Source organism: Kitasatospora sp. NPDC005748 (genome assembly GCF_040630735.1).
GTDB lineage: Bacteria > Actinomycetota > Actinomycetes > Streptomycetales > Streptomycetaceae > Kitasatospora.
Map to the genome: position 1 here is coordinate 89,904 of NZ_JBEXYD010000021.1, position 21,796 is coordinate 111,699.

General features: G+C 73.1%; 19 protein-coding genes. 8 read left to right on the forward strand and 11 right to left on the reverse strand.

Translation table 11 applies throughout. The features are described 5' to 3' along the window. Nucleotides 1-224 precede the first annotated feature (224 nt). Entirely contained in the window at nucleotides 225-1,697 is a 1,473-nt protein-coding gene (locus ABZ495_RS18000) for an AI-2E family transporter (protein WP_359806046.1), read from the forward strand. 82 nt (nucleotides 1,698-1,779) lie between these two features. Here ABZ495_RS18000 and ABZ495_RS18005 read toward each other — a convergent pair whose 3' ends face one another. After that, nucleotides 1,780-2,322: an alkyl hydroperoxide reductase gene (locus ABZ495_RS18005; RefSeq protein ID WP_329489402.1), complete on the reverse strand. Its 543-nt coding sequence runs from the start codon at nucleotides 2,320-2,322 to the stop codon at nucleotides 1,780-1,782. Nucleotides 2,323-2,327: 5 nt separating this feature from the next. After that, nucleotides 2,328-2,879 (reverse strand): peroxiredoxin, encoded by a 552-nt coding sequence (locus ABZ495_RS18010; protein WP_329489403.1) that lies wholly within the window; start codon nucleotides 2,877-2,879, stop codon nucleotides 2,328-2,330. A 189-nt stretch (nucleotides 2,880-3,068) separates the two neighbouring features. Between ABZ495_RS18010 and ABZ495_RS18015 the strand changes: the two genes are divergently transcribed. After that, nucleotides 3,069-4,019, forward strand: coding sequence for a LysR substrate-binding domain-containing protein (locus tag ABZ495_RS18015; RefSeq protein ID WP_329489404.1), 951 nt, complete (start codon nucleotides 3,069-3,071; stop codon nucleotides 4,017-4,019). A gap of 88 nt (nucleotides 4,020-4,107) precedes the next feature. On the opposite strand, the gene ABZ495_RS18020 is transcribed toward ABZ495_RS18015, so the two are convergent. Continuing rightward, on the reverse strand, nucleotides 4,108-4,734 hold the full coding sequence (locus ABZ495_RS18020; protein ID WP_329489405.1) for a TetR/AcrR family transcriptional regulator: 627 nt from the start codon (nucleotides 4,732-4,734) through the stop codon (nucleotides 4,108-4,110). Nucleotides 4,735-4,889: 155 nt separating this feature from the next. Here ABZ495_RS18020 and ABZ495_RS18025 point away from each other — a divergent pair, with 155 nt between their 5' ends. Next, on the forward strand, nucleotides 4,890-7,121 hold the full coding sequence (locus tag ABZ495_RS18025; protein ID WP_359836774.1) for an MMPL family transporter: 2,232 nt from the start codon (nucleotides 4,890-4,892) through the stop codon (nucleotides 7,119-7,121). Between the two features lie 63 nt (nucleotides 7,122-7,184). Here the strand turns inward: ABZ495_RS18025 and ABZ495_RS18030 are convergent, their stop codons facing one another. From ABZ495_RS18030 to ABZ495_RS18040, 3 genes are all read right to left on the reverse strand, one after another. Beyond that, entirely contained in the window at nucleotides 7,185-9,032 is a 1,848-nt protein-coding gene (locus tag ABZ495_RS18030; protein ID WP_359806035.1) for a SpoIIE family protein phosphatase, read from the reverse strand. Between the two features lie 79 nt (nucleotides 9,033-9,111). After that, a complete protein-coding gene (locus ABZ495_RS18035) occupies nucleotides 9,112-9,807 on the reverse strand; it encodes a methyltransferase domain-containing protein (protein WP_359806155.1) in 696 nt (231 codons plus the stop codon). A gap of 650 nt (nucleotides 9,808-10,457) precedes the next feature. After that, the gene (locus ABZ495_RS18040) at nucleotides 10,458-13,436 is read right to left on the reverse strand and encodes a BTAD domain-containing putative transcriptional regulator (RefSeq protein ID WP_359806032.1); all 2,979 of its coding nucleotides are present in this window, start codon (nucleotides 13,434-13,436) and stop codon (nucleotides 10,458-10,460) included. 215 nt (nucleotides 13,437-13,651) lie between these two features. Here ABZ495_RS18040 and ABZ495_RS18045 point away from each other — a divergent pair, with 215 nt between their 5' ends. Continuing rightward, nucleotides 13,652-13,903 carry a hypothetical protein gene (locus ABZ495_RS18045; protein WP_329489410.1) on the forward strand — a complete coding sequence of 84 codons (252 nt, stop codon included), beginning with the start codon at nucleotides 13,652-13,654 and terminating at the stop codon, nucleotides 13,901-13,903. A gap of 118 nt (nucleotides 13,904-14,021) precedes the next feature. Here ABZ495_RS18045 and ABZ495_RS18050 read toward each other — a convergent pair whose 3' ends face one another. Then, nucleotides 14,022-14,339, reverse strand: coding sequence for a hypothetical protein (locus ABZ495_RS18050; protein ID WP_359836776.1), 318 nt, complete (start codon nucleotides 14,337-14,339; stop codon nucleotides 14,022-14,024). Nucleotides 14,340-14,543: 204 nt separating this feature from the next. On the opposite strand from ABZ495_RS18050, the gene ABZ495_RS18055 reads away from it, so the two are divergent. After that, a complete protein-coding gene (locus tag ABZ495_RS18055; protein WP_359806024.1) occupies nucleotides 14,544-15,302 on the forward strand; it encodes a GntR family transcriptional regulator in 759 nt (252 codons plus the stop codon). 93 nt (nucleotides 15,303-15,395) lie between these two features. Here ABZ495_RS18055 and ABZ495_RS18060 read toward each other — a convergent pair whose 3' ends face one another. Continuing rightward, nucleotides 15,396-17,063: a fumarate hydratase gene (locus ABZ495_RS18060; RefSeq protein ID WP_359806021.1), complete on the reverse strand. Its 1,668-nt coding sequence runs from the start codon at nucleotides 17,061-17,063 to the stop codon at nucleotides 15,396-15,398. A gap of 156 nt (nucleotides 17,064-17,219) precedes the next feature. Here ABZ495_RS18060 and ABZ495_RS18065 point away from each other — a divergent pair, with 156 nt between their 5' ends. Both ABZ495_RS18065 and ABZ495_RS18070 read left to right on the forward strand, forming a co-directional pair. After that, complete coding sequence (locus ABZ495_RS18065) at nucleotides 17,220-17,957, forward strand: DUF1707 domain-containing protein (RefSeq protein ID WP_329489414.1); 738 nt, start codon at nucleotides 17,220-17,222, stop codon at nucleotides 17,955-17,957. A 284-nt stretch (nucleotides 17,958-18,241) separates the two neighbouring features. Further along, nucleotides 18,242-18,634, forward strand: coding sequence for a WhiB family transcriptional regulator (locus ABZ495_RS18070; protein ID WP_352289979.1), 393 nt, complete (start codon nucleotides 18,242-18,244; stop codon nucleotides 18,632-18,634). 151 nt (nucleotides 18,635-18,785) lie between these two features. Here ABZ495_RS18070 and glpX read toward each other — a convergent pair whose 3' ends face one another. Then, complete coding sequence (glpX, locus tag ABZ495_RS18075) at nucleotides 18,786-19,826, reverse strand: class II fructose-bisphosphatase (protein WP_352289981.1); 1,041 nt, start codon at nucleotides 19,824-19,826, stop codon at nucleotides 18,786-18,788. Between the two features lie 237 nt (nucleotides 19,827-20,063). Between glpX and ABZ495_RS18080 the strand changes: the two genes are divergently transcribed. Next, the gene (locus ABZ495_RS18080) at nucleotides 20,064-20,579 is read left to right on the forward strand and encodes a DUF4245 domain-containing protein (protein ID WP_329489418.1); all 516 of its coding nucleotides are present in this window, start codon (nucleotides 20,064-20,066) and stop codon (nucleotides 20,577-20,579) included. Nucleotides 20,580-20,675: 96 nt separating this feature from the next. Here ABZ495_RS18080 and ABZ495_RS18085 read toward each other — a convergent pair whose 3' ends face one another. Further along, nucleotides 20,676-21,278: a malonic semialdehyde reductase gene (locus ABZ495_RS18085; protein ID WP_329489419.1), complete on the reverse strand. Its 603-nt coding sequence runs from the start codon at nucleotides 21,276-21,278 to the stop codon at nucleotides 20,676-20,678. Between the two features lie 111 nt (nucleotides 21,279-21,389). After that, the gene (locus tag ABZ495_RS18090) at nucleotides 21,390-21,641 is read right to left on the reverse strand and encodes an exodeoxyribonuclease VII small subunit (RefSeq protein ID WP_329489420.1); all 252 of its coding nucleotides are present in this window, start codon (nucleotides 21,639-21,641) and stop codon (nucleotides 21,390-21,392) included. Nucleotides 21,642-21,796 lie beyond the last annotated feature (155 nt).

The following is a 21,796-nucleotide window of genomic DNA, read 5'->3' on the forward strand; positions in this document are numbered from 1 at the left end:
CCGGTCACCACCGGTTTGTCCGGATACGGACCGGCCGCCCGACCGGCCCGCGGGCGGCCGCGCGGTCGCCCGGCGCCCGTCGGTCTCCGCCGGCCGACCGGTCAACCGCCCCGCCCGGCGGACTCGTGCCGGGCCGGGCGGGTAGTTTCATCCCTGACGGCCGTGGCGCGACCCACGGCGTACCGCCGGCACGGCGGCCCAACGGGGGAGCGGTGGTAGCGAGGATGGCGCGGGGCGGGAAGGCCTTCAAGGCCGTGGCCAAGGGCATGGCCGTGGTGGCGAGCGCGGCCGCCGTGATCGAGCGGCGCCGGCGGGCCGCGATCGCGGCCGAGTACCACGAACCCCCGGACCCGCTGCCGGTACCGGAGCAGGTGCCGGCTTCGGCGCCCGCCGCCGTGGCCGCGGCACCGGCCCCGCTGCCGGCGCCGCGCGGGGAGCACGCCGAGGCGGGCCGGGGCCAGGCCCCGGCCGTGCCGGCGCCCACCCACGGCGCCTTCGGGCGCGAACTCCACCCCGGCCGGCCCGCCACGCCGGCCGAGGCGGTGCCCTGGGGCCTGCGGGTGGCGGCCGAGTCGACCTGGCGGCTGCTGCTGCTCGGCGCCGCGCTCTACGTCGTCTTCATGGTCGTCGACATGCTGCGGCTGGTGGCCTTCGCGGTGCTGGCCTCGCTGCTGATCTCCGCGCTGCTGGAGCCCACCGTCTCCTGGCTGCGCCGGCACGGCGTACCGCGGTCGCTGGCGGCCGGTGGGGTGTTCATGAGCGGTCTGGCCGGGATCGGCCTGGTCGGCTGGTTCGTGGTCTGGCAGGTGACCACCAACCTGTCGACCGTGACCACCAAGGTCCAGGACGGTGTGGCCACCCTCCGGGACTGGCTGATCACCGGGCCGCTGCACCTGACCCAGCAGCAGATCACCGACTTCGCGAACCAGATCACCAAGGCGATCAGCACCAACACCGAGCAGCTCACCTCGGTCGGCCTCACCGGTGCGCAGATCGCCGTCGAGGTGCTGACCGCCGTCCTGCTCGCCTTCTTCACCACCTTCTTCTTCCTCTACGACGGCGAGCGGATCTGGAACTGGGCGCTGCGCGGCCTGCCCCGGCACTCCCGCTACGCGATGGCCGGGGCCGGTCCGAAGGCCTGGGCCACGCTCACCGCGTACGTGCGCGGGACGGTCTGCGTGGCCTTCATCGACGCGGTCTGCATCGGCGTAGGCATCCAGATGCTCGGGGTGCCGATGGCGCTGCCGCTGGCGGTGATCATCTTCCTGGGGGCCTTCGTCCCGCTGGTCGGGGCGCTCGTCACCGGCACCGTCGCCGTGCTGATCGCGCTGGTCACCGAGGGTCCGTTCACCGCGCTGATGGTGCTGGTGGTGCTGGTCGCCGTCCAGCAGATCGAGGGGCACGTGCTGCAGCCGCTGATCCTCGGCCGGGCCGTCCGGGTGCATCCGCTGGGCGTGGTGCTCGGGGTGGCCGCCGGCTCGATCATCGGCGGCATCGGCGGCGCCATCGTCGCGGTGCCGCTGATCGCGGTCACCAACACGGTGGTCGCCCACCTGCGCCGCCGCAACGAGGCCGGGCAGGCCGTCTTCACCGCGATGGAGGCCGCCCGTGAGGCGGCCGTCGCCCGGACGGCGGCCGCCACGTCCGCGGGTGCCGCGGCGCCCGGTGGGACGGGTGCGCCGGTGAGCGCCGAGTAGGTCCGGCCGGGCCCCGGCCCACCCGAACGCGCGAGGGCCCGCCGGACGGAAGTCCGGCGGGCCCTCGTGGTGTGGCGTGGGATCAGGCGTCGACGCCGGCCAGGGCGGCCTCGGAGTCGAGGACGCCGGCCACGGCCTGCAGCACGGCGGCGATCTTCACGGAGGCCTGGATGACCTCGCGCGCGACACCGGCCTTGCTCAGCACGCCCTCGTGGGAGTCGAGGCACTGGCCGCAGCCGTTGATGGCCGAGACCGCGAAGCACCAGAGCTCGAAGTCGATCTTCTCGACGCCCGGAGTGCCGATGATGTTCATCCGCAGACCGGCCCGCATGCCGCTGTACTCCTTGTCGGAGAGCAGGTGCGTGGTCCGGTAGTAGACGTTGTTCATCCCCATGATCGCGGCCGCGCCCTTGGCGGCGTTGTACGCCTCCGGGGAGAGGTTGGCCTTGGCCTCGGGCTCCAGCGCACGCAGCACGGCGGGGCTGCGGGTGGCCATCGCGCAGGAGAGCACGGTGCCCCAGAGCTGCTGGGCGGGGAGGTCGGAGTTGCCGATGACCGCGCTCAGGTTGAGCTTGAGGTCCTTGGCGTAGTCCGGGAGGGCGGACTTCAGGTCGTCGAGAGCCATGTCGGTCAGCCCGCCAGCAGGGCCTGGGCGTCGAGGGTGTCCTCGCCCTTGGTCCAGTTGCACGGGCACAGCTCGTCGGTCTGCAGGGCGTCCAGCACCCGCAGGACCTCCTTGGGGTTACGGCCGACGGAGCCGGCGGTCACCATGACGAACTGGATCTCGTTGTTCGGGTCGACGATGAAGACCGCGCGCTGGGCGGTGCCGTCAGCGCCCTCGACGCCACAGGCGCGCATCAGCTCGTGCTTGACGTCGGCCAGCATCGGGAAGGGCAGGTCGCGCAGGTCCTTGTGGTCCTTGCGCCAGGCGTGGTGCACGAACTCGGAGTCGCCGGAGACGCCGAGGATCTGGGCGTCGCGGTCCGCGAACTCCTCGTTCAGCTTGCCGAACGCGGCGATCTCGGTCGGGCAGACGAACGTGAAGTCCATCGGCCAGAAGAAAACGATCTTCCACTTGCCCTCGTAGGACTTGTGGTTGATCTCGGCGAAGGCGTTCGCGGCGTCCAGGTCGACGCAGGCGTTGAGTTCGAACTCGGGGAACTTGTCACCGATCGTGAGCACGTTCGCTTCTCCTGAAGTGATGAGGGGAGTTTGTCCGGATTGCGGAACGGCTTCCACGATTCCACATCGTGGACTGATCAGGGAAATAGCTACACTCGATGTGTCTGATCGGAGAGAGTTATCAATACCCCCACGCCCCCCTCCCGCCCCAGGCCCCGCAGGGGCACCACGCGCAAACCCGAGGCCGCTGTGGGGAGTGCCACACCCCGCGGCCCCCGCGCACCCACCGTCGCCCAGCTCAAGGCCTTCGTGGCGGTGGCCGAGCACCGGCACTTCCGCGACGCGGCGGCCGCCACCGGGACCAGTCAGCCCGCCCTGTCGGGAGCGGTCGCGGCGCTGGAGGAGTCGCTGGGCGCGCAGCTGGTCGAGCGTACGACACGCAAAGTGATCGTCACTCCCCTGGGGGAGCGCGTGCTCGAACACTCGCGCCGGGTGCTCGCCTCCTTGCAGGCCCTGACCGAGGAGGTGGAGGCCGCCCGCCGGCCGTTCACCGGTCCGCTGCACCTCGGCGTCATCCCGACCGTCGCCCCCTACCTGCTGCCCACCGTGCTGCGGCTGGTCCGCGACCGCTATCCGGAGCTGGAGCTGCACGTCCACGAGGAGCGCACGCCCTCGCTGCTGGAGGGGCTGGCCGCCGGCCGGCTGGACGTGCTGCTGCTCGCGCTCCCGGCCGGCGGGGCCTCGCCCACCCGGGACATCCCGCTGTTCGACGAGGACTTCGTGCTGGTCACCCCGCCCGGGCATCCGCTCGCCGGGCGGATCGACGTCCCGCGCGACGTGCTGCTCGACCTGGAGGTGCTGCTGCTGGAGGAGGGCCACTGCCTGCGTGACCAGGCCCTCGACATCTGCCGCGAGGTCGGCGCCGACCCCGGCGGCTCCACCACCCGGGCGGCCGGGCTCTCCACCCTGGTCCAGCTGGTGGCCGGCGGCCTCGGTGTCACCCTGCTGCCCACCACGGCGCTGGACGTCGAGGCGGGCCGGACCGACCGGCTGGCCGCCGTCCGCTTCGCGGCCCCCGCGCCCGGGCGCCGGATCGGGCTCGCCACCCGGCCGGGCTCGGCCCGCAGTGCGGAGTACGACCGGTTCGCGGCCTCGCTGCGCGAGGTGCTGGCGGAGCTGCCGGTCCGGATCGTCGAGTAGTCGGGCCGGGTCGCCGGGCCGGGCCGGGCGTTTGTCGGTCCGGCCCCGGGCGGCGCCCGCCCCGCACCCGCCCCGCGCCCGCCCCGCGTCAGCCGGTCCGGGCCGCCGAGCCCAGGCAGAGCCCGACCGTGGTGGCGACCAGCAGGTCCAGCGCCCGCAGCGCCTCGGCGTCCGGCTGCTCGCCGGTGCTGCGCAGCACCAGGTAGCGGTCGGTCAGCCCGTCGAAGCCGGTCAGGAAGTGCGTGGCGATGTCGCGCGCCGGTAGGGGCAGCTCCAGGCCGTGGGCGGCCGCGAGGGCGTCGAGCATCTGCGAGGCGGTGTCCTCGATCTCGTGCTGCAGCCCGCGCATGATCTCCTGGAGGTCGGGGTCGCGCAGCGCCAGCGCCGCGAACTCGTCCAGCAGGACGCAGCGCCCCTCCTCGCCGGTGGCACCCGCCCAGAGCGCGTGCACCATGGCCCGGATCTGCTCGCCGAAGGGGCCGTCGCCCGGTGCGGCGTCGCGCACCTGGCCCACGAACTCGGCCGTCAGCTGTTCGACCACGGCGCGGTAGAGGTCCTTCTTGGTGCCGAAGGTGTAGTGCACCGTCGCCTGTGCCACCCCCAGCTCGGCCGCGATCGCCCGGGTACTGCCGGCGGCGACGCCCTCGCGGGTCATCAGGTCGATGGCGGCCCGGACCAGTTGCGGGCGCCTTTCGGAGGCGGGGACATGTGCCATTGGGCCAGGGTAGCGCCACGGTCAAATAACTCGGTCGAGTGAATCTGTCGGTCGATTATGTCGACCAACTTTGTCAGGTGACAAAGTTGGCCGTACGGTGGAGACCGACCTGTTCGGGCACCCGCTCGCCGACCGACGTGATCGAGGGTTCACTCATGGCCACGTACCTGTACCGCCTCGGCCGCTACTGCTTCCGTCGCAGGCGCGCCGTGCTCGCCGTCTGGCTCGCCGTGCTGATCGCGGTCGGCGGGGTTGCCGGGGCCTTCGCCGGCAAGACCAGCGACGAGTTCAAGGTGCCCGGCACCGAGGCGCAGAGCACCCTGGACCGCATCAAGGGCACCTTCCCGGAGCAGGGCCACGGCGCGGCCCAGGTGGTCTTCGGCGCCCCGGCGGCCGGCGGCATCACCACCGCGGAGGCGGCCGGGGCCGTCAGCGCGGCGGTCGGCCGGATCGCCGCCGTCCCCGGGGTCGCGGCGGTCCCCGACCCGTACGCCACCGGCGCGCTCTCCCCGGACGGCAGGGTCGCGCTGGCCCTGGTCTCCTTCGACCGCCCGCTCGCGGACGTCACCGACCAGCAGCGCGACGCGGTCCGGGCGGCCGCCGGCCCGGCCGGCGACGCCGGGCTGACCGTTGCCTTCGGCGGCGACGCCTACAACCGGATGGCGCAGGTCGACGGCGGTGAGGCCGTCGGCCTGATGGTGGCCGGCGTGGTCCTGGTGATCACTCTGGGCTCGCTGGTCGCCGCCGGGCTGCCGCTGCTGACCGCCCTGCTCGGGGTCGGGGTGGCGATGGCCGCGCTGCTGGCCCTCTCCCGCTCGTTCGAGATCATCACCACCGCGCCGGTGCTGGCCCTGATGGTCGGCCTCGCGGTCGGCATCGACTACGCCCTGTTCATCCTCTCCCGGCACCGCCGGCACCTCGCCGAGGGCCTGGAGCCGGAGGAGGCGGCGGCCCGCGCCAACGCCACGGCCGGCAGCGCGGTGGTCTTCGCGGGTCTGACCGTGGTGGTCGCGCTCGCCGGGCTCGCCGTCGCCGGGGTGCCGTTCCTGACCGTGATGGGCCTGTCCGCCTCCGGCGCCGTGGTGGTGGCGGTGCTCGTCGCGATCACCCTGCTGCCCGCGCTGCTCGGTTTCGCCGGCCGGGCCATCGACCGGCTGCCGGTCTGGCGGCGGGCGCTGAAGGCCCCCGGCCGGACGACCCTGGGCGAGCGCTGGGCGACCTTCGTGGTGCGCCGCCCGCTGGTCGTGCTGTTCACCGGGCTGGCCGCGCTGGGCGTCCTCGCGGTGCCGGCCGCGAGCCTCAGCCTCGGCCTGCCCGGCGGCGGCTCACAGGCCGCCGGCACCGACGCCCGTACCGCGTACGACCGGATCGGCGAGAGCTTCGGCCCCGGGTTCAACGCACCGCTGGTGGTCGTCGTCGACGCCGGGAGCGCGGCGCGGCCGGAGCAGGCCGTCCAGGGCGTGGCCGCGAAGCTGGGCACCCTGGAGGGGGTGCGGACGCTGCTGCCCCCGACCGTCGACGGGCCGAGCGGCACGGCCCTGCTCACCGTCATCCCGACCACCGGCCCGGACCACGCCGACACCAGGAAGCTGGTCGGGGAGATCCGCGACCAGCGCGACGACCTGCGGGCCTCGACCGGCGCGCGGATCGACGTCACCGGCACCACGGCCGCCAACATCGACGTCTCCGCCAAGCTCGGCGACGCCCTACCGCCCTTCGTGGCGGTGATCGGCGGCATCGCGCTGGTGCTGCTGGCGCTGGCCTTCCGTTCGGTCCTGGTGCCGCTGAAGGCGGTGGCCGGCTTCCTGCTCAGCATCTCGGCCTCGCTCGGCGCGGTGGTCGCGGTCTACCAGTGGGGCTGGCTGGACGGGCTGATCGACGTGCCGAAGGTGGGCCCGGTGGTGAGCTTCGTGCCGATCCTGCTGATCGCGGTGCTGTTCGGGCTGGCGATGGACTACGAGCTGTTCCTGGTCTCCGGGATGAAGGAGCACCACGTGCACGGCATGGCGCCCCGGGAGGCCGTGGTCGCCGGGGTGAAGAACGGCGCGCGGGTGGTCACGGCGGCCGCCCTGATCATGGTCGCGGTCTTCGGCAGCTTCGTCTTCGGCCACGACCCGATCGTCCAGCCGATCGGCTTCGCGCTGGCGGTGGGCGTGCTGGTGGACGCCTTCGTGGTGCGGATGGCCCTGGTGCCGGCCGCGATGACGCTGTTCGGCAGGGCGGCCTGGTGGTTCCCGAAGAGCCTGGAGAGGGTGGTGCCGCGGGTGGACATGGAGGGCGAGCAGCTGATGGCCCGGCTGGAGTCGGAGCGGGTCGCGCCCGAGGGCACGACCGGGGCCGGGGGCGCCGAGGAGAGCGGCGCGGCGAAGGAGCCGCAGCGGGTCTGACGGGCCCGTCCCGGAGGGCGTCCGGCCACGACGGCCGGGCGCCCTCCGGCGTACCCGGCGGGCCTACGGCAGCCGCTGTTCGAACCAGACGACCTTGCCGGTGCCCAGGCGGGTGGCGCCCCAGCGCTCGGCGCACCTGGCCACTATCTGCAGCCCGCGCCCGCGTTCGTCCTCCGGTCCGGTGCGCCGCGGGCGGGGCAGCAGCGGGCTGTCGTCGCCGACCTCGCAGCGCAGCCGGGAGGTGCGGACCAGGCTCAGGGTGACCGGGCGGGTGGCGTGCTGGACGGCGTTGGTGACCAGCTCGCTGACCATCAACTCGGTTGCCTCGCTGAGCTCTTCGAGCCCCCAGCGGCGCAGTGTGTGGGCGGCCAGCCGGCGGGCCCGGCCGGGCGTCTCGTTGCGCGGCTGGAGGTACCAGTGCGCGACGTCCCCGGCCGGGATGCCGTCGAAGCAGGCGGCCAGCAGCGCGATGTCGTCACCGCGGTCGCCCGGCGGCAGGATCCGCAGCGCCTCCTGGCAGAGCTGTTCGGGGGTGTGCCGCTGGGTGGCGGCCAGCCGGGCCCGGAGCAGCTCCAGTCCGTCGCTGAGCGGGCGGGTGCGGGTCTCCACCAGGCCGTCGGTGAAGAGCAGCAGGGAGGAGCCGGGCGGGGCGGGCAGCTCGACGGAGTTGAAGTCGACCCCGCCGACGCCGATCGGCGCGCCCGAGTCCAGCTCCAGCAGCTCGGCCGTGCCGTCCGGCCCGACGAGCACCGGCGGGACGTGCCCCGCGTTGGCGAGCACCACGCGGTTGGCGATCGGGTCGTAGACCGCGTACACGCAGGTGGCCAGGTGCTGTTCGCGGCCGAGCCGCTGGGCCTGTTCGTCCAGGTGGTAGAGCACCTCGTGCGGGGGCAGGTCGAGCGCGGCCAGGGTCTGGGCGCTGGTGCGGAGCTGGCCCATGATGGCGGCCGAGGTCAGCGAGTGGCCCATCACGTCGCCGACGATCAGCGCCACCCGGTTCCCGGGCAGCGGGACGGCGTCGTACCAGTCCCCGCCGACCTGCGCGCCGCGCTCGCCGGGCAGGTAGCGCTGGGCGAGCCGGACGCCGTGCGGCTGGGGCAGGCGCAGCGGCAGCATGCTGCGCTGGAGCTCGTTGGCTATCTCCCACTCGCGGGCGTACCGCAGGGCGGTGTCCACGGCGAGCCCGGCCTGGGTGGCGAGGTGGGCGGCGGTGGCGGTGTCGGTGGCGTCGAAACTGGGGCGGCCGGTCTTCTCGGGCGGCCGGCGGATCAGCACCAGCAGGCCGAGGACGGCCTTGCGCCCGCGCAGCGGCAGGGCGAGCACCGAGGAGCCCGGGCCGAGCCGGGCCAGCCCGCGCGGGCCGTACAGCTCGCGCAGCAGCTCGGTGGTCCGGTCGGGGCCGGCGGCCGGGGAGCCGGCCGCCCCGAGGACGGCGGCCTCGGCGGGGCGGCGGCTCAGCAGGGTGTGCGCGAGCGCACCGCCCCGGGTGACCGGGGTGGCGGGCCCGGTGTCGGCGGTCGAGCGTGAGCCGTACCGGGTGCCGTAGCGGGAGCCGCGGTGGTCGGAGCCGGTGGTCGGCCGGCCGCGGCGGCCGAGCCGGGTGCCGAGGCTGTGGTGGATCCGCAGGTCGTCGGGGAAGCCGGGTTCGCGCTCGACGTTGGGCAGCGGGTCGCGCAGGTGCACGACGGCGGCGTCGGCGAGGGTCGGTACGAGGACGCGGCAGATGTTGCGCAGCGTCGCGGCCAGGTCCAGGGCGCTGTTGATCCGCCGGGTCGCGGAGTCCAGGTAGGCGAGCCGCTCGGCGACCTGTCCGGTGGCGCTCGGCGCGCTCCCCTCCGGGGCCGGTGGCGTGCGGCGCGGGCCCGGGAGGGCAGGCGGCTGTCCGGCCTCGGGTTTGAGCTGGTCGCGCACGGCTGCCTGTCCTGGGATTGATGGGGAGTGGTGGCTCTGCTGGTCCGGCGGTCGGTCGGTGGGGCGGTGTGGCGAACGGTCAGCCGACGCGTCGGCAGCAGAGGAACAGCTGCTCCTCCGGCGGCAGCGAGGTGCTGGCCGGCGCGTACGGATGCCCCGACCGCTCCTCGACCGCGAACCCGGACTCCACCAGGACCCGTTCCAGATCCTCCCGCAGATACCCGCTGATCCGCAGCTCCCGTCCGAGGAACGGCAGTGGAACGTGATCCAGGTCCGCCTCGACCATACCGAGCGCCAGCAGACCGCCGGGCCGCAGGAGCGCGCGCAGCCGGGTCAGCACGGTGGGGATCTCCTCCTGGGGGAGGAGGATGAGGGAGAAGAAGGCGGTGACGGCGTCGAAGGTGCCGCGGCCCCGCGGGCCCAGGTCCGGGAGGTTCCAGGCCCGGTCGGCGCGCCGGGTGGCCAGGTCGTACATGTCGATGCGGTGGAAGGCGGGGGCGAACGGCCCGTTCGGCGCCGCCGCGCGGGCCAGGGTGAGCATGACGTCCGAAAGGTCTATACCGGTGACGCGCATCCCGGCGGCGGTCAGCTGTCGGACGGTCGGGTCGCCGGTGCCACAGCCGATGTCCAGCACGGCGGCGCCCGGTTCGAGCCGGGCCAGCAGCCGGCGGCCGCAGGCGAGCTGGCCGCGCTTGGCGGGGAAGGCCTCTCCGTAGCCGGCGCCGATGGTGTCGAAGGCGACGGCCTGCAGGGCCCGCTCGGCACGGCGGCGCAGGGCGTCGGGACCGTCGTCGCCGTCCGCGTCCTCGTCGAGGGGGGACGGGTCGGATATCTGTCCGGTCGTCACGATTGAGAGGCACCTTTCCACCCGGGCCTCCGGTCGGCCGGACGAGGCCGGCCCGCCGTCCTGCCGGCGCCCGCGTTGCCCCGCCGGCCCGCTGCCGGTGGCGGTACGTCACGCTCCCCGCGTCACACTGACTGCACGCTGACACTTTGCACAGGGACACTCTGCACCGCGGGAGCGCCGCCGCGCTGCCGTTTCCGGACGATCCGCCGGACGGGTGCCGTCATGTCTGTACTGGCATCTGAGAATATGCGTGATCACTGCGCCGTGGGGTCCCTTTCCGGCCAACTCGTGACGGTTGGGGTGCTGTGGCCCGGCTTGCGGAAGCACGGGGGGTGCGGGCCGGGGTGGTGCGGTCGGCCGCCGCACGCCGCGGGGCCCGTCGGAGCACGCCCCCGGCCTGCGGATCCGTCCGCGTCCGGGGCCGGCAAGGCGACGTTTATCGAACGTCAATCGGCCCGGTGCACAGTGGAGTCCAGCGCCGGGGAAGCGTTGAGGGTGCTCCCGCAGCCGGGGGGCTGCGGGAGCACCGAACGCACGGGGGTCGGCCCCCACGGGGGAAGCACGGGGGTGTGCGGGGCCTACGGCGCGGGGGGAGAGAGGGGCTCGGTGTGCTGCTGGGAGATGAGGTCCGCCACGGGGGAGGCCTCGGGCACACCGAGCCGTGTGAAGATCACGTGCGCCTCGCGCAGACAGGCCAGCCCGCGGGCCGGCTGGGCCAGGCCGAGCAGCGCCTCGCCGAGGGCGGCGTTGGCGAGGCCCTGGCAGTAGGCGGAGTCCATCTCCTGCCCGATCGCCAGCGACTCCTCGGCCGCCTCGGCCGCGTCCGCGTGCTGGCCGGCGGCGAGCAGGCTCACCCCGAGACGGGCCAGCGTGTAGCCCTCGCGGAGGCGGTTCTGCTGGGAGCGGTAGAGCCGGTGGGCTTCATGGAGGTGGGCGACGGCGGTGCCGGGCGCGCCGCCGGAGGAGAGCACGACGCCCAGCTGGTACAGCGTGTCGGCCAGGCAGGGGCCGTTCTTCGAGGCCCGGGCGCTGGCCACCGCGTCGGTGGCGGAGCGGACGGCTGACCGCGCGTCCCCGACGTCGAGCTGCGCCCGGGCGATGTTGCCCAGCAGCCGGGCCTCGCCGATGGGGGCGCCCACCACCCGGCTGATGGCGAGGGACTGCTCGAAGAAGGGCAACGCCTCGGCGGAGCGGTCGGCGACGCTGAGGATGATGCCCAGGGTGTTGGTGGCCATCGACCGCAGGATGGTCAGGTCGTCGCTGTCCTGGAGGCTCAGGCTCTTCAGCAGCGAACGCTCGGCGCTCTGGAAGTCGTTGGTGACCGACTGCAGGGTGCCGCGGGCGAAGTGCACCCGGGCCAGCACGGCGGAGTCCTGGTACGACTCGGCGTTGTCGTCGGCGACCTCCAGCATCCGCCGGACCCGTGGACCGTGGGTCGGGTCCTCCACCAGGCTGTCCAGGACGATCAGCAGGTCGACGGCGGGTCGCAGCAATTCGCCGGGACCGCTCACGGCGGCCTCGACCAGGCTGAGCAGCACCGCGATCTCGCTGCGCAGCCACGCCTGGGCCGATTCGCCGTCCGACAGGCTGAGACCGGGGGAGTTCAGAGCGTTGAGCGGCTCCGGCAGCTGGTCGTCCGGCTCGATCGCCTGGGCGGCGTTGCGGACGGTCGGCAGCATCAGGTCGAGCAGCCGCCGCACCGCGGCGTGCTGCTCCTCGACGTCACCGATCCGCTCGTTCTTGCGCTGCGCGTAGAGCCGCAGGAGGTCGTGGTACCGGTAGCGGCCCGGAGCGAAGCACTCCAGCATGTTCGCCTCGACGAGCGCCTCGGCGAGGTCCTCGGCAGTGTGTTCCTCGACGCCCAGCAGGGCGGTCACGGACGACAGCGGGAGGTCCGGGGAGTCGATCAGGGAGAGCAGTCGAAAGGCCCGCGCCTCGGGGGCGGAGAGCTGCGCGTAACCCAGTCCGATGGTGGTCTCCACCGCCAGGTTGCCGAGCTGGAGCTCGTCCAGCCTGCGCCGTTGATCGGCTAACCGCCGGGCGAGGTCGGAGACGCTCCAGCGCGGCCGGCTGGCCAGCCGGGCGGCGGCGATCCGGACGGCGAGGGGCAGGAAGCCGCAGGCGGTGACCACGGCCATGGAGGCCTCGGGCTCGGCCGTCACGCGCTGCTCGCCGACGATGGCCGAGAAGAGCGTGAGCGCCTCCTCGGGCGTCAGCTCCTCGACGTCGACCAGGTGGGCGCCGGGGATTCCGGCGAGCCGGGACCTGCTGGTGGCCAGCACCGAGCAGCCGGACACCCCGGGGATGAGCGGCTGGATCTGCTGGGCGTCCTGCGCGTTGTCCAGCAGGATCAGCATCCGCCGGCTGGCGAGCAGCGAGCGGTAGAGCGCCGCGCGCTGGTCGAGCGAGTCGGGGGTCTCGGTGACGCCGAGCGCGTGCAGGAAGTCACCGAGCACCACGGCCGGGTCGGCGGGTGAGGCGCCCGCGCCCCGGAGGTCGACGTACAGCTGTCCGTCCGGGAACTCGGCGCGCACCCGGTGCGCCACGTGGACGGCGAGGGTGGTCTTCCCGACGCCGCCGATGCCGGCCAGCGAGGTGACGACCACGGCCTGGCCGGTGGCGTTCATCAGGACGGCGGAGAGGTCGGCGACCAGGTCGGTGCGTCCGCTGAAGTCCGATACGTCGGCGGGCAGCTGGGCCGGCGGGGTCACCGGGAGCGGCGCGTCCTCCCGGGCGGCGGCGCCGATCGGGGCGACGGCGGGGAGGGTCAGGGCCGGGTCGGCGGCCAGGATGCGGGAGTGCATGGTGGAGAGCCCGGCGCCGGGTTCGACGCCGAGCTCGTCGATCAGCAGCTTCCGGGTGTCCGTGTAGACCCCGAGCGCCTCCGCCTGGCGGCCGCACCGGTAGAGCGCGAGCATCAGCAGCTCGCGCAGCCGCTCCCGGAGCGGGTGTTCGGCGGTCAGGGAGCTCAACTCGCCGACCATGTCGGCGTGCAGGCCGATGTCGAGGGCCACCGCACACCGTTCCTCGGAGACGGTGACGTGCCGTTCGGCCAGCCGCAGCCGCTGGGACTCCGCGTACGGGCCGGGAACGCCGGTCAGCGCCCGGCCGGTCCAGAGGCCGAGCGCGCCCACCAGGAGGCGGTGCGCCTCGTGCAGGTCTCCGGCCACCCGGGCCGCGGTGGCCTCGGACGCCCGGCTCTCGAAGACCGTGACGTCCAGGGCATCGGGCGGAATACGCAGTGCGTACCCGTCACTGACCGATATGAGCAGTTCGGCGGGGCGGCGAATTTCGCGCTTCGGCTCGATGACGGCGCGAAGGCGCGAGATATATGTCCGCAATGCGGCAATGGCCTGCGTCGGGGGCCGATCTCCCCACAGTCCGTCGACGAGATCCTGGGTGGTGACGGGACGGCCGCCGTGCAGAAGCAGCGCGGTGAGGACGGCCTGTTGCTGCGGTGAGCCGAGGGACACCGGGGCGCCGTCGAGCCAGGCCTGTACGGGACCGAGTACCTGGAAGCGCAGCGCCGACGCGGGCGGCGTCTCCCGAAACTCCATGAAATCCCCCGATGGCCTGTGCTGTCGATTCCGTGAAGGGCGCTCGGCGGTCCGCCGCGTGGTGGCTTCAGCTTAGGCGGAGGGCCGACTCTGCCGGACGAACCGGCAAGCCGCACGATGTTTATCGGACATTTAATCAGCCCTACGATACTGACGGCGTGCCCGCACCAAACCGGTGGGGCGGAAGACATTTGATGACCGAAAGGCGGCCGCCCATGGCCAACGACCAGCGCGACACCCCCGCGTCGACCACGGAGGCCGCTGCGGAGGCGGGCGCGGCCGTCGAGGGCGCGGTGGCCGCGTCCCCGGACCAGGCCGAGTACACCGAGCCGACCGCCGACCGGAAGGCGGACCTGGAGGACGACCTCTTCGGGGGCGAGGCCGACCGGATCGTCGAGCCGGTCGCGCCGAAGACCGAGAAGGACGGGCCATACGAGCCCCAGGGCGTCATCGCCAGCCGCCCGTAGTCGTTCGGAAGCCGGTGCCCCGTACCCCGCGCTCGGTGGGGCGCGGGGCGCTCGTCGTTCTGCCCGGCGCCGTGTCCCCTCCCGCCGGGGCCACCGCCGGCTCCGGCGGCCGGGCCCGTCAGGCGACCCGGCTCTCGTTGAGGCGCGAGTCCTGGTTGCGGGCGGCGAGCCGGGCGCTCGGCCGGGCCCGGCTCTCCGGCGCGGTCCGGGGGCGGGGCGGCCCGGGGGCCGGGCCGGGGTCGTCGGGGGACGGGTCGGGTGCCGGGCCGACGTGGTCGGGTGGGGCGGTCCACTCGCGGCCGCCGCCCGGGGGCCGCAGGTAGTGCTCTCCGCCGAGGGTGTCCATGTAGATGCCGGTGCGTCCGGTCCTGGTGTCGAGGACGAGTTCACCCACACGCGGTCGGTAGGCCGCGGCGTTGCGCTTACGGGTGCTCACCGCAGTGCTCCTTGCTCTGGTGCGGACGCGGCGGTGGATGCGCCGGTCCTGGTCGCTGTCGGTGCCTGTGTTCTGCTCGACGACTACCCAGCATCTCTAGAGAAGCTAATATCTCTAGAGATGTCAACGGGCCCGACCGGTCATACCGACCTACCGGCGGCCGGCGGTGGGCCTACGATTTCCGCGAGGACGAGGGAGCAGGCGATGGTCGGCAGCAGCGGCGGGAAACAGCCCAAGTACCAGCGGATCGCCGACGCGCTCAAGGCGGCCATCGACACCGGGGAGTACCGCGCCGGCGACCGGCTGCCCGGCGAGAACGACCTCATGGAGACCTACGGCGTGGCCCGGATGACGGCCCGCCAGGCGCTCGGCGTCCTGCAGAGCGAGGGCATCGCCGAGGCGCGCAAGGGCGCCGGGGTCTTCGTCCGGGACTTCCGGCCGCTGCGCCGGCGCGGCATCCAGCGGCTCGCGCAGGGGCAGTGGGGGTCGGGACGGTCCATATGGTCGGCGGACATCGACAACCGGACGCTGGTGGTGGACCAGGTGTCGGTCACCGAGCAGGGCGCGCCGGAGCACGTGGCGCGGGTGCTCGGGGTCGATCCGGGGGCGCCGATGTGCGTGCGGCACAGACGGTTCGTGCTGGACGGCAAGCCGGTGCTGCTCTCCACGTCCTACCTGCCGGCGGAGCTGGTCGCCGGGACGGCGATCACCCGGGAGGACACCGGGCCGGGCGGTACCTACGCGCGGCTGGCCGAGATCGGCGCCAAGCCGGTGCACTTCCGCGAGGAGGTCCGGTCGCGGATGCCCAGCGCGGAGGAGGGCGTCCGGCTGGAGCTGTCGGCGGGCACGCCGGTCATCCTGATATGCCGCACCGCCTTCGCCGACGAGGGCCAGGTCGTCGAACTCAACGAGATGACGCTCGACGCGGCGTCCTACGTGCTGGAGTACGACTTCGACGCCTGAGCGCCCCGCGCGCGCCCGCCCCGGTCGCGGAGTTCGCGGCCGGGGCGGGCGGGCGGTCGGAGTGGTGGGGGCGGGCGGCGGAGCGCCCGGCCGCTACTCCTTGGAGCGCACCCGCAGGCTGGTGATCAGCGGGCCCTCGGTGGTCTCGCGGAAGAAGTCGTTGCCCTTGTCGTCCACCACGATGAAGGCCGGGAAGTCCACGACCTCGATGCGCCAGACGGCCTCCATCCCCAGCTCCGCGTACTCCAGCACCTCGACCTTCTTGATGCAGTCCTGGGCCAGCCGGGCCGCCGGGCCGCCGATGGAGCCGAGGTAGAAGCCGCCGTGCGCGGCGCAGGCGTCGGTGACCTGCTTGCTGCGGTTGCCCTTGGCGAGCATCACCATCGAGCCGCCGGCCGCCTGGAACTGGTCGACGTAGGAGTCCATCCGGCCGGCCGTGGTGGGGCCGAAGGAGCCGGAGGCGAAGCCCTCGGGGGTCTTGGCCGGGCCGGCGTAGTAGACCGGGTGGTCCTGGAGGTACTTGGGCATGCCCTCGCCGGCGTCCAGCCGCTCCTTGATCTTGGCGTGCGCGATGTCGCGCGCGACCACGAGCGTGCCGGTGAGCGAGAGCCGGGTCTTGACCGGGTACTTGGACAGCTCGCTCCGGATCGCGGCCATCGGCTGGTCGAGGTCGATGCGCACCACGTCGTCGTCGAGGTGCTCGTCGGTGGTGTCCGGCAGGTACTTCGCCGGGTCGGTCTCCAGCTGCTCCAGGAAGACGCCCTCGGCGTTGATCTTGCCCAGCGCCTGGCGGTCGGCCGAGCAGGAGACGGCCATCGCGACCGGCAGCGAGGCGCCGTGCCGCGGCAGCCGGACGACGCGCACGTCGTGGCAGAAGTACTTGCCGCCGAACTGCGCGCCGATGCCGATCCGCTGGGTGAGCTCGGTGACCTTGGCCTCCAGGTCCAGGTCCCGGAACCCGTGCCCGGTACGGGCGTTGCCCTCGGTCGGCAGGTTGTCCAGGTAGTGCGCGGAGGCGTACTTGGCGGTCTTCAGCGCGAACTCCGCGCTGGTGCCGCCGATCACGATGGCCAGGTGGTACGGGGGGCAGGCGGCGGTGCCGAGCGAGCGGATCTTCTGCTCCAGGAACGAGAGCATGCTGGCCTCGTTCAGGATCGCCTTGGTCTCCTGGTACAGGTACGACTTGTTGGCCGAGCCGCCGCCCTTGGCCATGAACAGGAACTTGTAGGCGTCGCCGTCGGTCGCGTACAGCTCGATCTGGGCCGGCAGGTTGTTGCCGGTGTTCTTCTCGTCCCACATGGTCACGGGGGCCATCTGCGAGTACCGCAGGTTGAGCTTGGTGTACGCGTCGTAGACGCCGTGCGCGATCGCGCTCTCGTCGCCGCCCCGGGTCAGCACGGACTGGCCGCGCTTGCCCATGACGATCGCGGTACCGGTGTCCTGGCACATCGGCAGGATGCCGCCGGCCGAGATGTTGACGTTCTTCAGCAGGTCCAGCGCGACGAAGCGGTCGTTCGGGCTGGCCTCCGGGTCGTCCAGGATGCGCCGCAGCTGGGCGAGGTGGGCGGGGCGCAGGTAGTGCGAGATGTCGTGCATCGCCTCGGCGGTGAGCAGCCGCAGGGCCTCGGGCTCGACCTGGAGGAAGGTGCGACCGCCGGCCTCGAAGGTGGAGACACCCTCGGAGGTCAGCTTGCGGTACGGGGTCGGGTCAGCGCCCAGGGGGAGCAGGTCGCTGTACTCGAAATCCGGCGTGGGAGCCATGGGGGCGGTCCTTAGTGTTCCAGTGATGCGGCTGCGTCGGCGAAGCACCCTCAAGGGTAGGACCCGCCGGAACGTCGCACGCGGACAGGTCGGCCTGCGTGACCGGGGTCACTCGTACACGCGTACGGGACTTGCCCGGTTGACTAGGCTTGGGCCGTGGACAACTCGCCGTCGCAGGACGACCAGGGGCAGTCGCCCGTAGCCATCACCAAGCCGGGGGGCGAGCCGCCCGCCCGGGTCGACCGGACCCCGGTCGCCGAGGCCGAGATGCGGGCCTCGGACGCCGACCGCGAGCGGGTCGCGGAGCTGTTGCGCGACGCCTATGCCGAGGGCCGCCTGAACGTGGACGAGCACGCCGAGCGGATCGAGGCCGCCTACGGGGCCAAGACGCTGGGCGACCTCGTGCCGCTCACCCGGGACCTCCCCGCGCACCGGTCGATCTCCTTCGAGAAGGCCCCGCTGGGCGCGCCGGAGGCCCGGCCGTCCGGCCCGGTGCGGCTGCCGGCGCGGCACGAGGCGCCGACCATGGTGGCGATCTTCGGCGGGGCCTCCCGCCGGGGCCGCTGGCGGGTCGGCTCGCACCTGCGGGCGGTCGCGGCGTTCGGCGGGGTCGAGATCGACCTGACGGATGCCGTCTTCGAGTCGCCCGAGGTGGAGATCGAGGTGATCGCCATCTTCGGCGGCGTCGAGATCAAGGTGCCGGAGAACGTCAGCCTGCACGGCAGCGGGGTCGGCATCTTCGGTGGCTTCGACGTCAAGGAGCAGACCGCGGCCGACCCGTACGCGCCGGTCGTCCGGGTCAAGGGCGCCGCGGTGTTCGGGGGTTGCGAGGCGAAGCCGCGCAAGGGCAAGAAGCTCAAGGAGTGGGTGCGCAAGCAGCTCGGCACCGACTAGGGGCCCGCTGCGGGCCGCTGACCTGCGCAGGGCCGGACCGAGTGCCCGGGCGGGAACAACTCCCGCCCGGGCACTCGGTGTTGCGGCGAGTGCAGGCTGTAGTCGATTGCGTGCAGTGTGCATGAATCGCGGTGCGGCAGGGTAGTTCCTCTCGCACATCGCTTCTTGTACGGCTGCGCACCGGAGGCGGCCTGAGGCCGGCTCGGGGGGTGAAGAGCGGGGGCTCGCAGCCGGACAGGGGAGCGAGCTTCCCCGTGTCCGAGAGCCTCGTCAGGAGTACGGCCGTGCTGCATCCGATCGAGTCCCGCACCACTTCGCCCGTCGCCGCCGCCCGGGTGCTGGAGCGCCCGCCGGTTGCCCAGTCGCAGGGCGACGACAATCCCTGGCACACCGGCGCGGCCTGCCGGCGGGACGAGGTGGGCCTGTTCTTCGCCCCTTCCAAGGAGCCGACGGCGGCCCGGCTCTCGCGCGAGGAGCAGGCGAAGCAGGTCTGCGCGCGCTGCCCGGTGCTGCTGGAGTGCCGCGAGCACGCGCTGGCGCAGCCGGAGCCGTACGGGGTGTGGGGCGGGCTGACGGCCGCCGAGCGCCGGGTGGTGCTGGCCCGCCGGCGGCGCCGGGAGACGGACCTGCACGAGGCCGCCCGGATCCCGGCCGCCCGCAGCCGCATCGCGGGCTGACCGGGCTGACCGGGCTGACCGGGCGACGGGCGGTACGCGAGACGCCCGGTGGTACCCGAGCAGCGCCCCGCGGTACGCGAACGCCCCGCGGCTTCGGCGAAGGGGGATTTCGCCGAAGCCGCGGGGCGGTGGAACGCGGCCGGGAGCCGGTTCAGTTGGCGCGGTCGAAGTCGATCGCGCTGTACGCCCGCAGCTTGGACAGCTTGTGGGTCGAGTGGATCTCCCGGATCGTGCCGCTCTTGGAGCGCATCACCAGCGAGCTGGTGGTGGCGGTCTCCTGGCGGTAGTGCACGCCGCGCAGCAGCTCGCCGTCGGTGATGCCGGTGGCGACGAAGAACACGTTCTCGCCGCTGACCAGGTCGTCGGTGGTGAGCACCCGGTCCAGGTCGTGGCCCGCGTCGAGGGCCTTCTGGCGCTCGGCCTCGTCCTTGGGCCAGAGCCGGCCCTGGATGACGCCGCCCATGCACTTCATCGCGCACGCCGCGATGATGCCCTCGGGGGTGCCGCCGATGCCCATCAGGAGGTCGACGCCGGTGCCCTCGCGGGCCGCCATGATGGCGCCGGCCACGTCGCCGTCGGAGATGAACTTGATCCGGGCACCCGCCTCGCGGATCTCCTGGACCAGGCCCTCGTGGCGCGGCCGGTCGAGGATGACCACGGTGACGTCCTCGACGGCGCTGCCCTTGGCCTTGGCGACCCGGCGGATGTTGACGGCCGCCGGGGCGGTGATGTCGACGAACTCGGCGGCCTCCGGGCCCGCCACGAGCTTGTCCATGTAGAACACGGCGCTCGGGTCGAACATGGTGCCGCGGTCGGCCACGGCCAGGACGGCCACGGCGTTGTTCATGCCCTTGGCGGTCAGGGTGGTCCCGTCGACCGGGTCCACCGCGACGTCGCACTCGGCGCCGGTGCCGTCGCCGACCCGCTCGCCGTTGTAGAGCATCGGTGCTTCGTCCTTCTCGCCCTCGCCGATGACGACGACACCGTTCATGGAGACGGTGGAGACGAGGGTGCGCATGGCCTTGACGGCGGCGCCGTCGGCGCCGTTCTTGTCGCCACGGCCGACCCAGCGGCCGGCGGCCATCGCGGCCGCCTCGGTGACCCGGACGAGCTCGAGCGCGAGGTTCCGGTCCGGAGCCTCGGGAGCGACCTCAAGGGCGCTGGGGAGATTGTGCGGGTACTGCGTGGTCATCGTCGTTACCTCTCTGTACGCGACGGCCAGTAAGCGCCCGACTACTGCCAGGTCGAACGCCGTGGTGAGGGTCCTGCGATCGTATCTGCCCAAGAGATGACTGTCTGTGGCGCGGGTCGCCACCCCCGGTCGGAATCGGCCCGTTCGTCCCGGATCACCCGTACGTGGGCACCCCCGGGTGCCGGTGTCCCGTAAGGGATGAGTCACCATGTGGGGGTGGCTGGAGAGAGCAAGGGCATGAGGAGCCGGCAGTCGGTACGGGACATGGTCCTGTCGATGCTGGCCGTCGGTTTGGTGGTCTGGGTCGGGTACCTGTTCCTGCCGCACGACGCCGGCGGCGACGGGGTGCGCACGGTCGAGTACAAGGTGGCCGCGGCCTCGGCGAAGCGCGCCGCACCGTACCCGCTGCTCGCCCCGGAGGGCCTCTCCGACAAGTGGCGGGCCACCTCGGTCAAGTACGACCCGGCGTCGCTGGGCGGCGGCCGGGGCAACGCCTGGCACCTGGGCTTCGTCACCCCCGCCGGTCAGTACGCGGCGGTCGAGCAGAGCGACATCGCCCCGGGCTCGCTGGTCGGCTCGCTGGTGGCCGACGGCAAGCCGGACGGCAGCTCCGAGGTGGCCGGGCGGGTCTGGGAGCGGATCCAGGGCGGCAAGTCCCGCGCGCTCACCTTCCAGAGCGGCGGCGGCACCACCGTGCTCACCGGCACCGCCTCGTACGAGGAGCTGGCCGAGCTGGCGCAGGCGCTCAAGTAGCCAAGCGGCGGCCGGAGCCGGCCGCCCGGCGGCGGCGGAACACGCGGAAGGGCCCGCACCGGTCGAACGGTGCGGGCCCTTCCTGCGTGCCACCGGTCAGACGGTGGTGACGACCTCGTCGTAGGCCAGGCGCGGCGAACGCGGGAACCAGGCGTCCTCGCCCGGCTTGCCGATGTTCACCACGGCCAGCACCGAGTGCTCGCCGTCGGCGAAGAACTCCTTGTTGATGCCCTCGGCGTTGAAGCCGGTCATCGGGCCGGCGGCCAGGCCCGCGGCGCGCACGCCGATGATGAAGTAGCCGGCCTGCAGGGCGCCGTTCAGCACCGCGGAGGACTCGCGCACCGGACGCTCGGTGAAGAAGAGGTCCTTGGCCTGCGGGAAGTGCGGCAGCTGGGTCGGCAGCTCCTCGTGGAACTCGTTGTCCACGGCCAGGATGGCGACCAGCGGCGCGGCGGCGGTCTTCGCCTTGTTGCCGTCCGCCAGGTGCTGGACGAGGCGCTCGCGGCCCTCCGCCGATCGGACCAGGACGACGCGCAGCGGCTGCTGGTTGAACGCGGTCGGGCCGAACTTCACCAGCTCGTAGATGGCCTGGATCTGCTCCTCGGAGACCGGCTCGTCGGTGAAGGTGTTCGCCGTGCGGGCGTCACGGAACAGCAGGTCCTGAGCGGCGGCGTCGAGTACCAGGGCGTCGGTGGTCATGCTTGTCTGCACCTCATGCGGGACGGGGTTCGTCGGTCGACCGGCGGCGCCGATCACTGGATCCCAACATGAGTGAAGATTCAACTGTTCCCCGGGGGTGTGTGACACGTGTCACTCCGGGGCGGCCCCGCCCTCCTCGGCGGCCAGCGCGGCGTCCAGCCGGGCCCGGGCGCCGTCCAGCCAGCGCTGGCAGACCTTCGCCAGCTGCTCGCCGCGCTCCCAGAGGGCCAGCGACTCCTCCAGCGACGTGCCGCCGTTCTCCAGCTGCCGGACGACCTCCAGCAGCGCGTCCCGGGCGTGCTCGTACCCCAGCGCGTCGTCGGGGGTCCGCGGCGCCGCCTCCACCTGCTCCTGCTCAGCCATGGAGCCAGCGTAGGGCGTGACGCCGACAGCGCCGTCCCACCGCCGCCCGCGCGGCTAGGGCTAGGTGTACTGACCACGGAGGTTGGTGACGGGGCTCACGGCGTGGTGATCTTGAAATGAGTGAGGGCCTTCTGGCTCGGTGTGGATTGCGACAT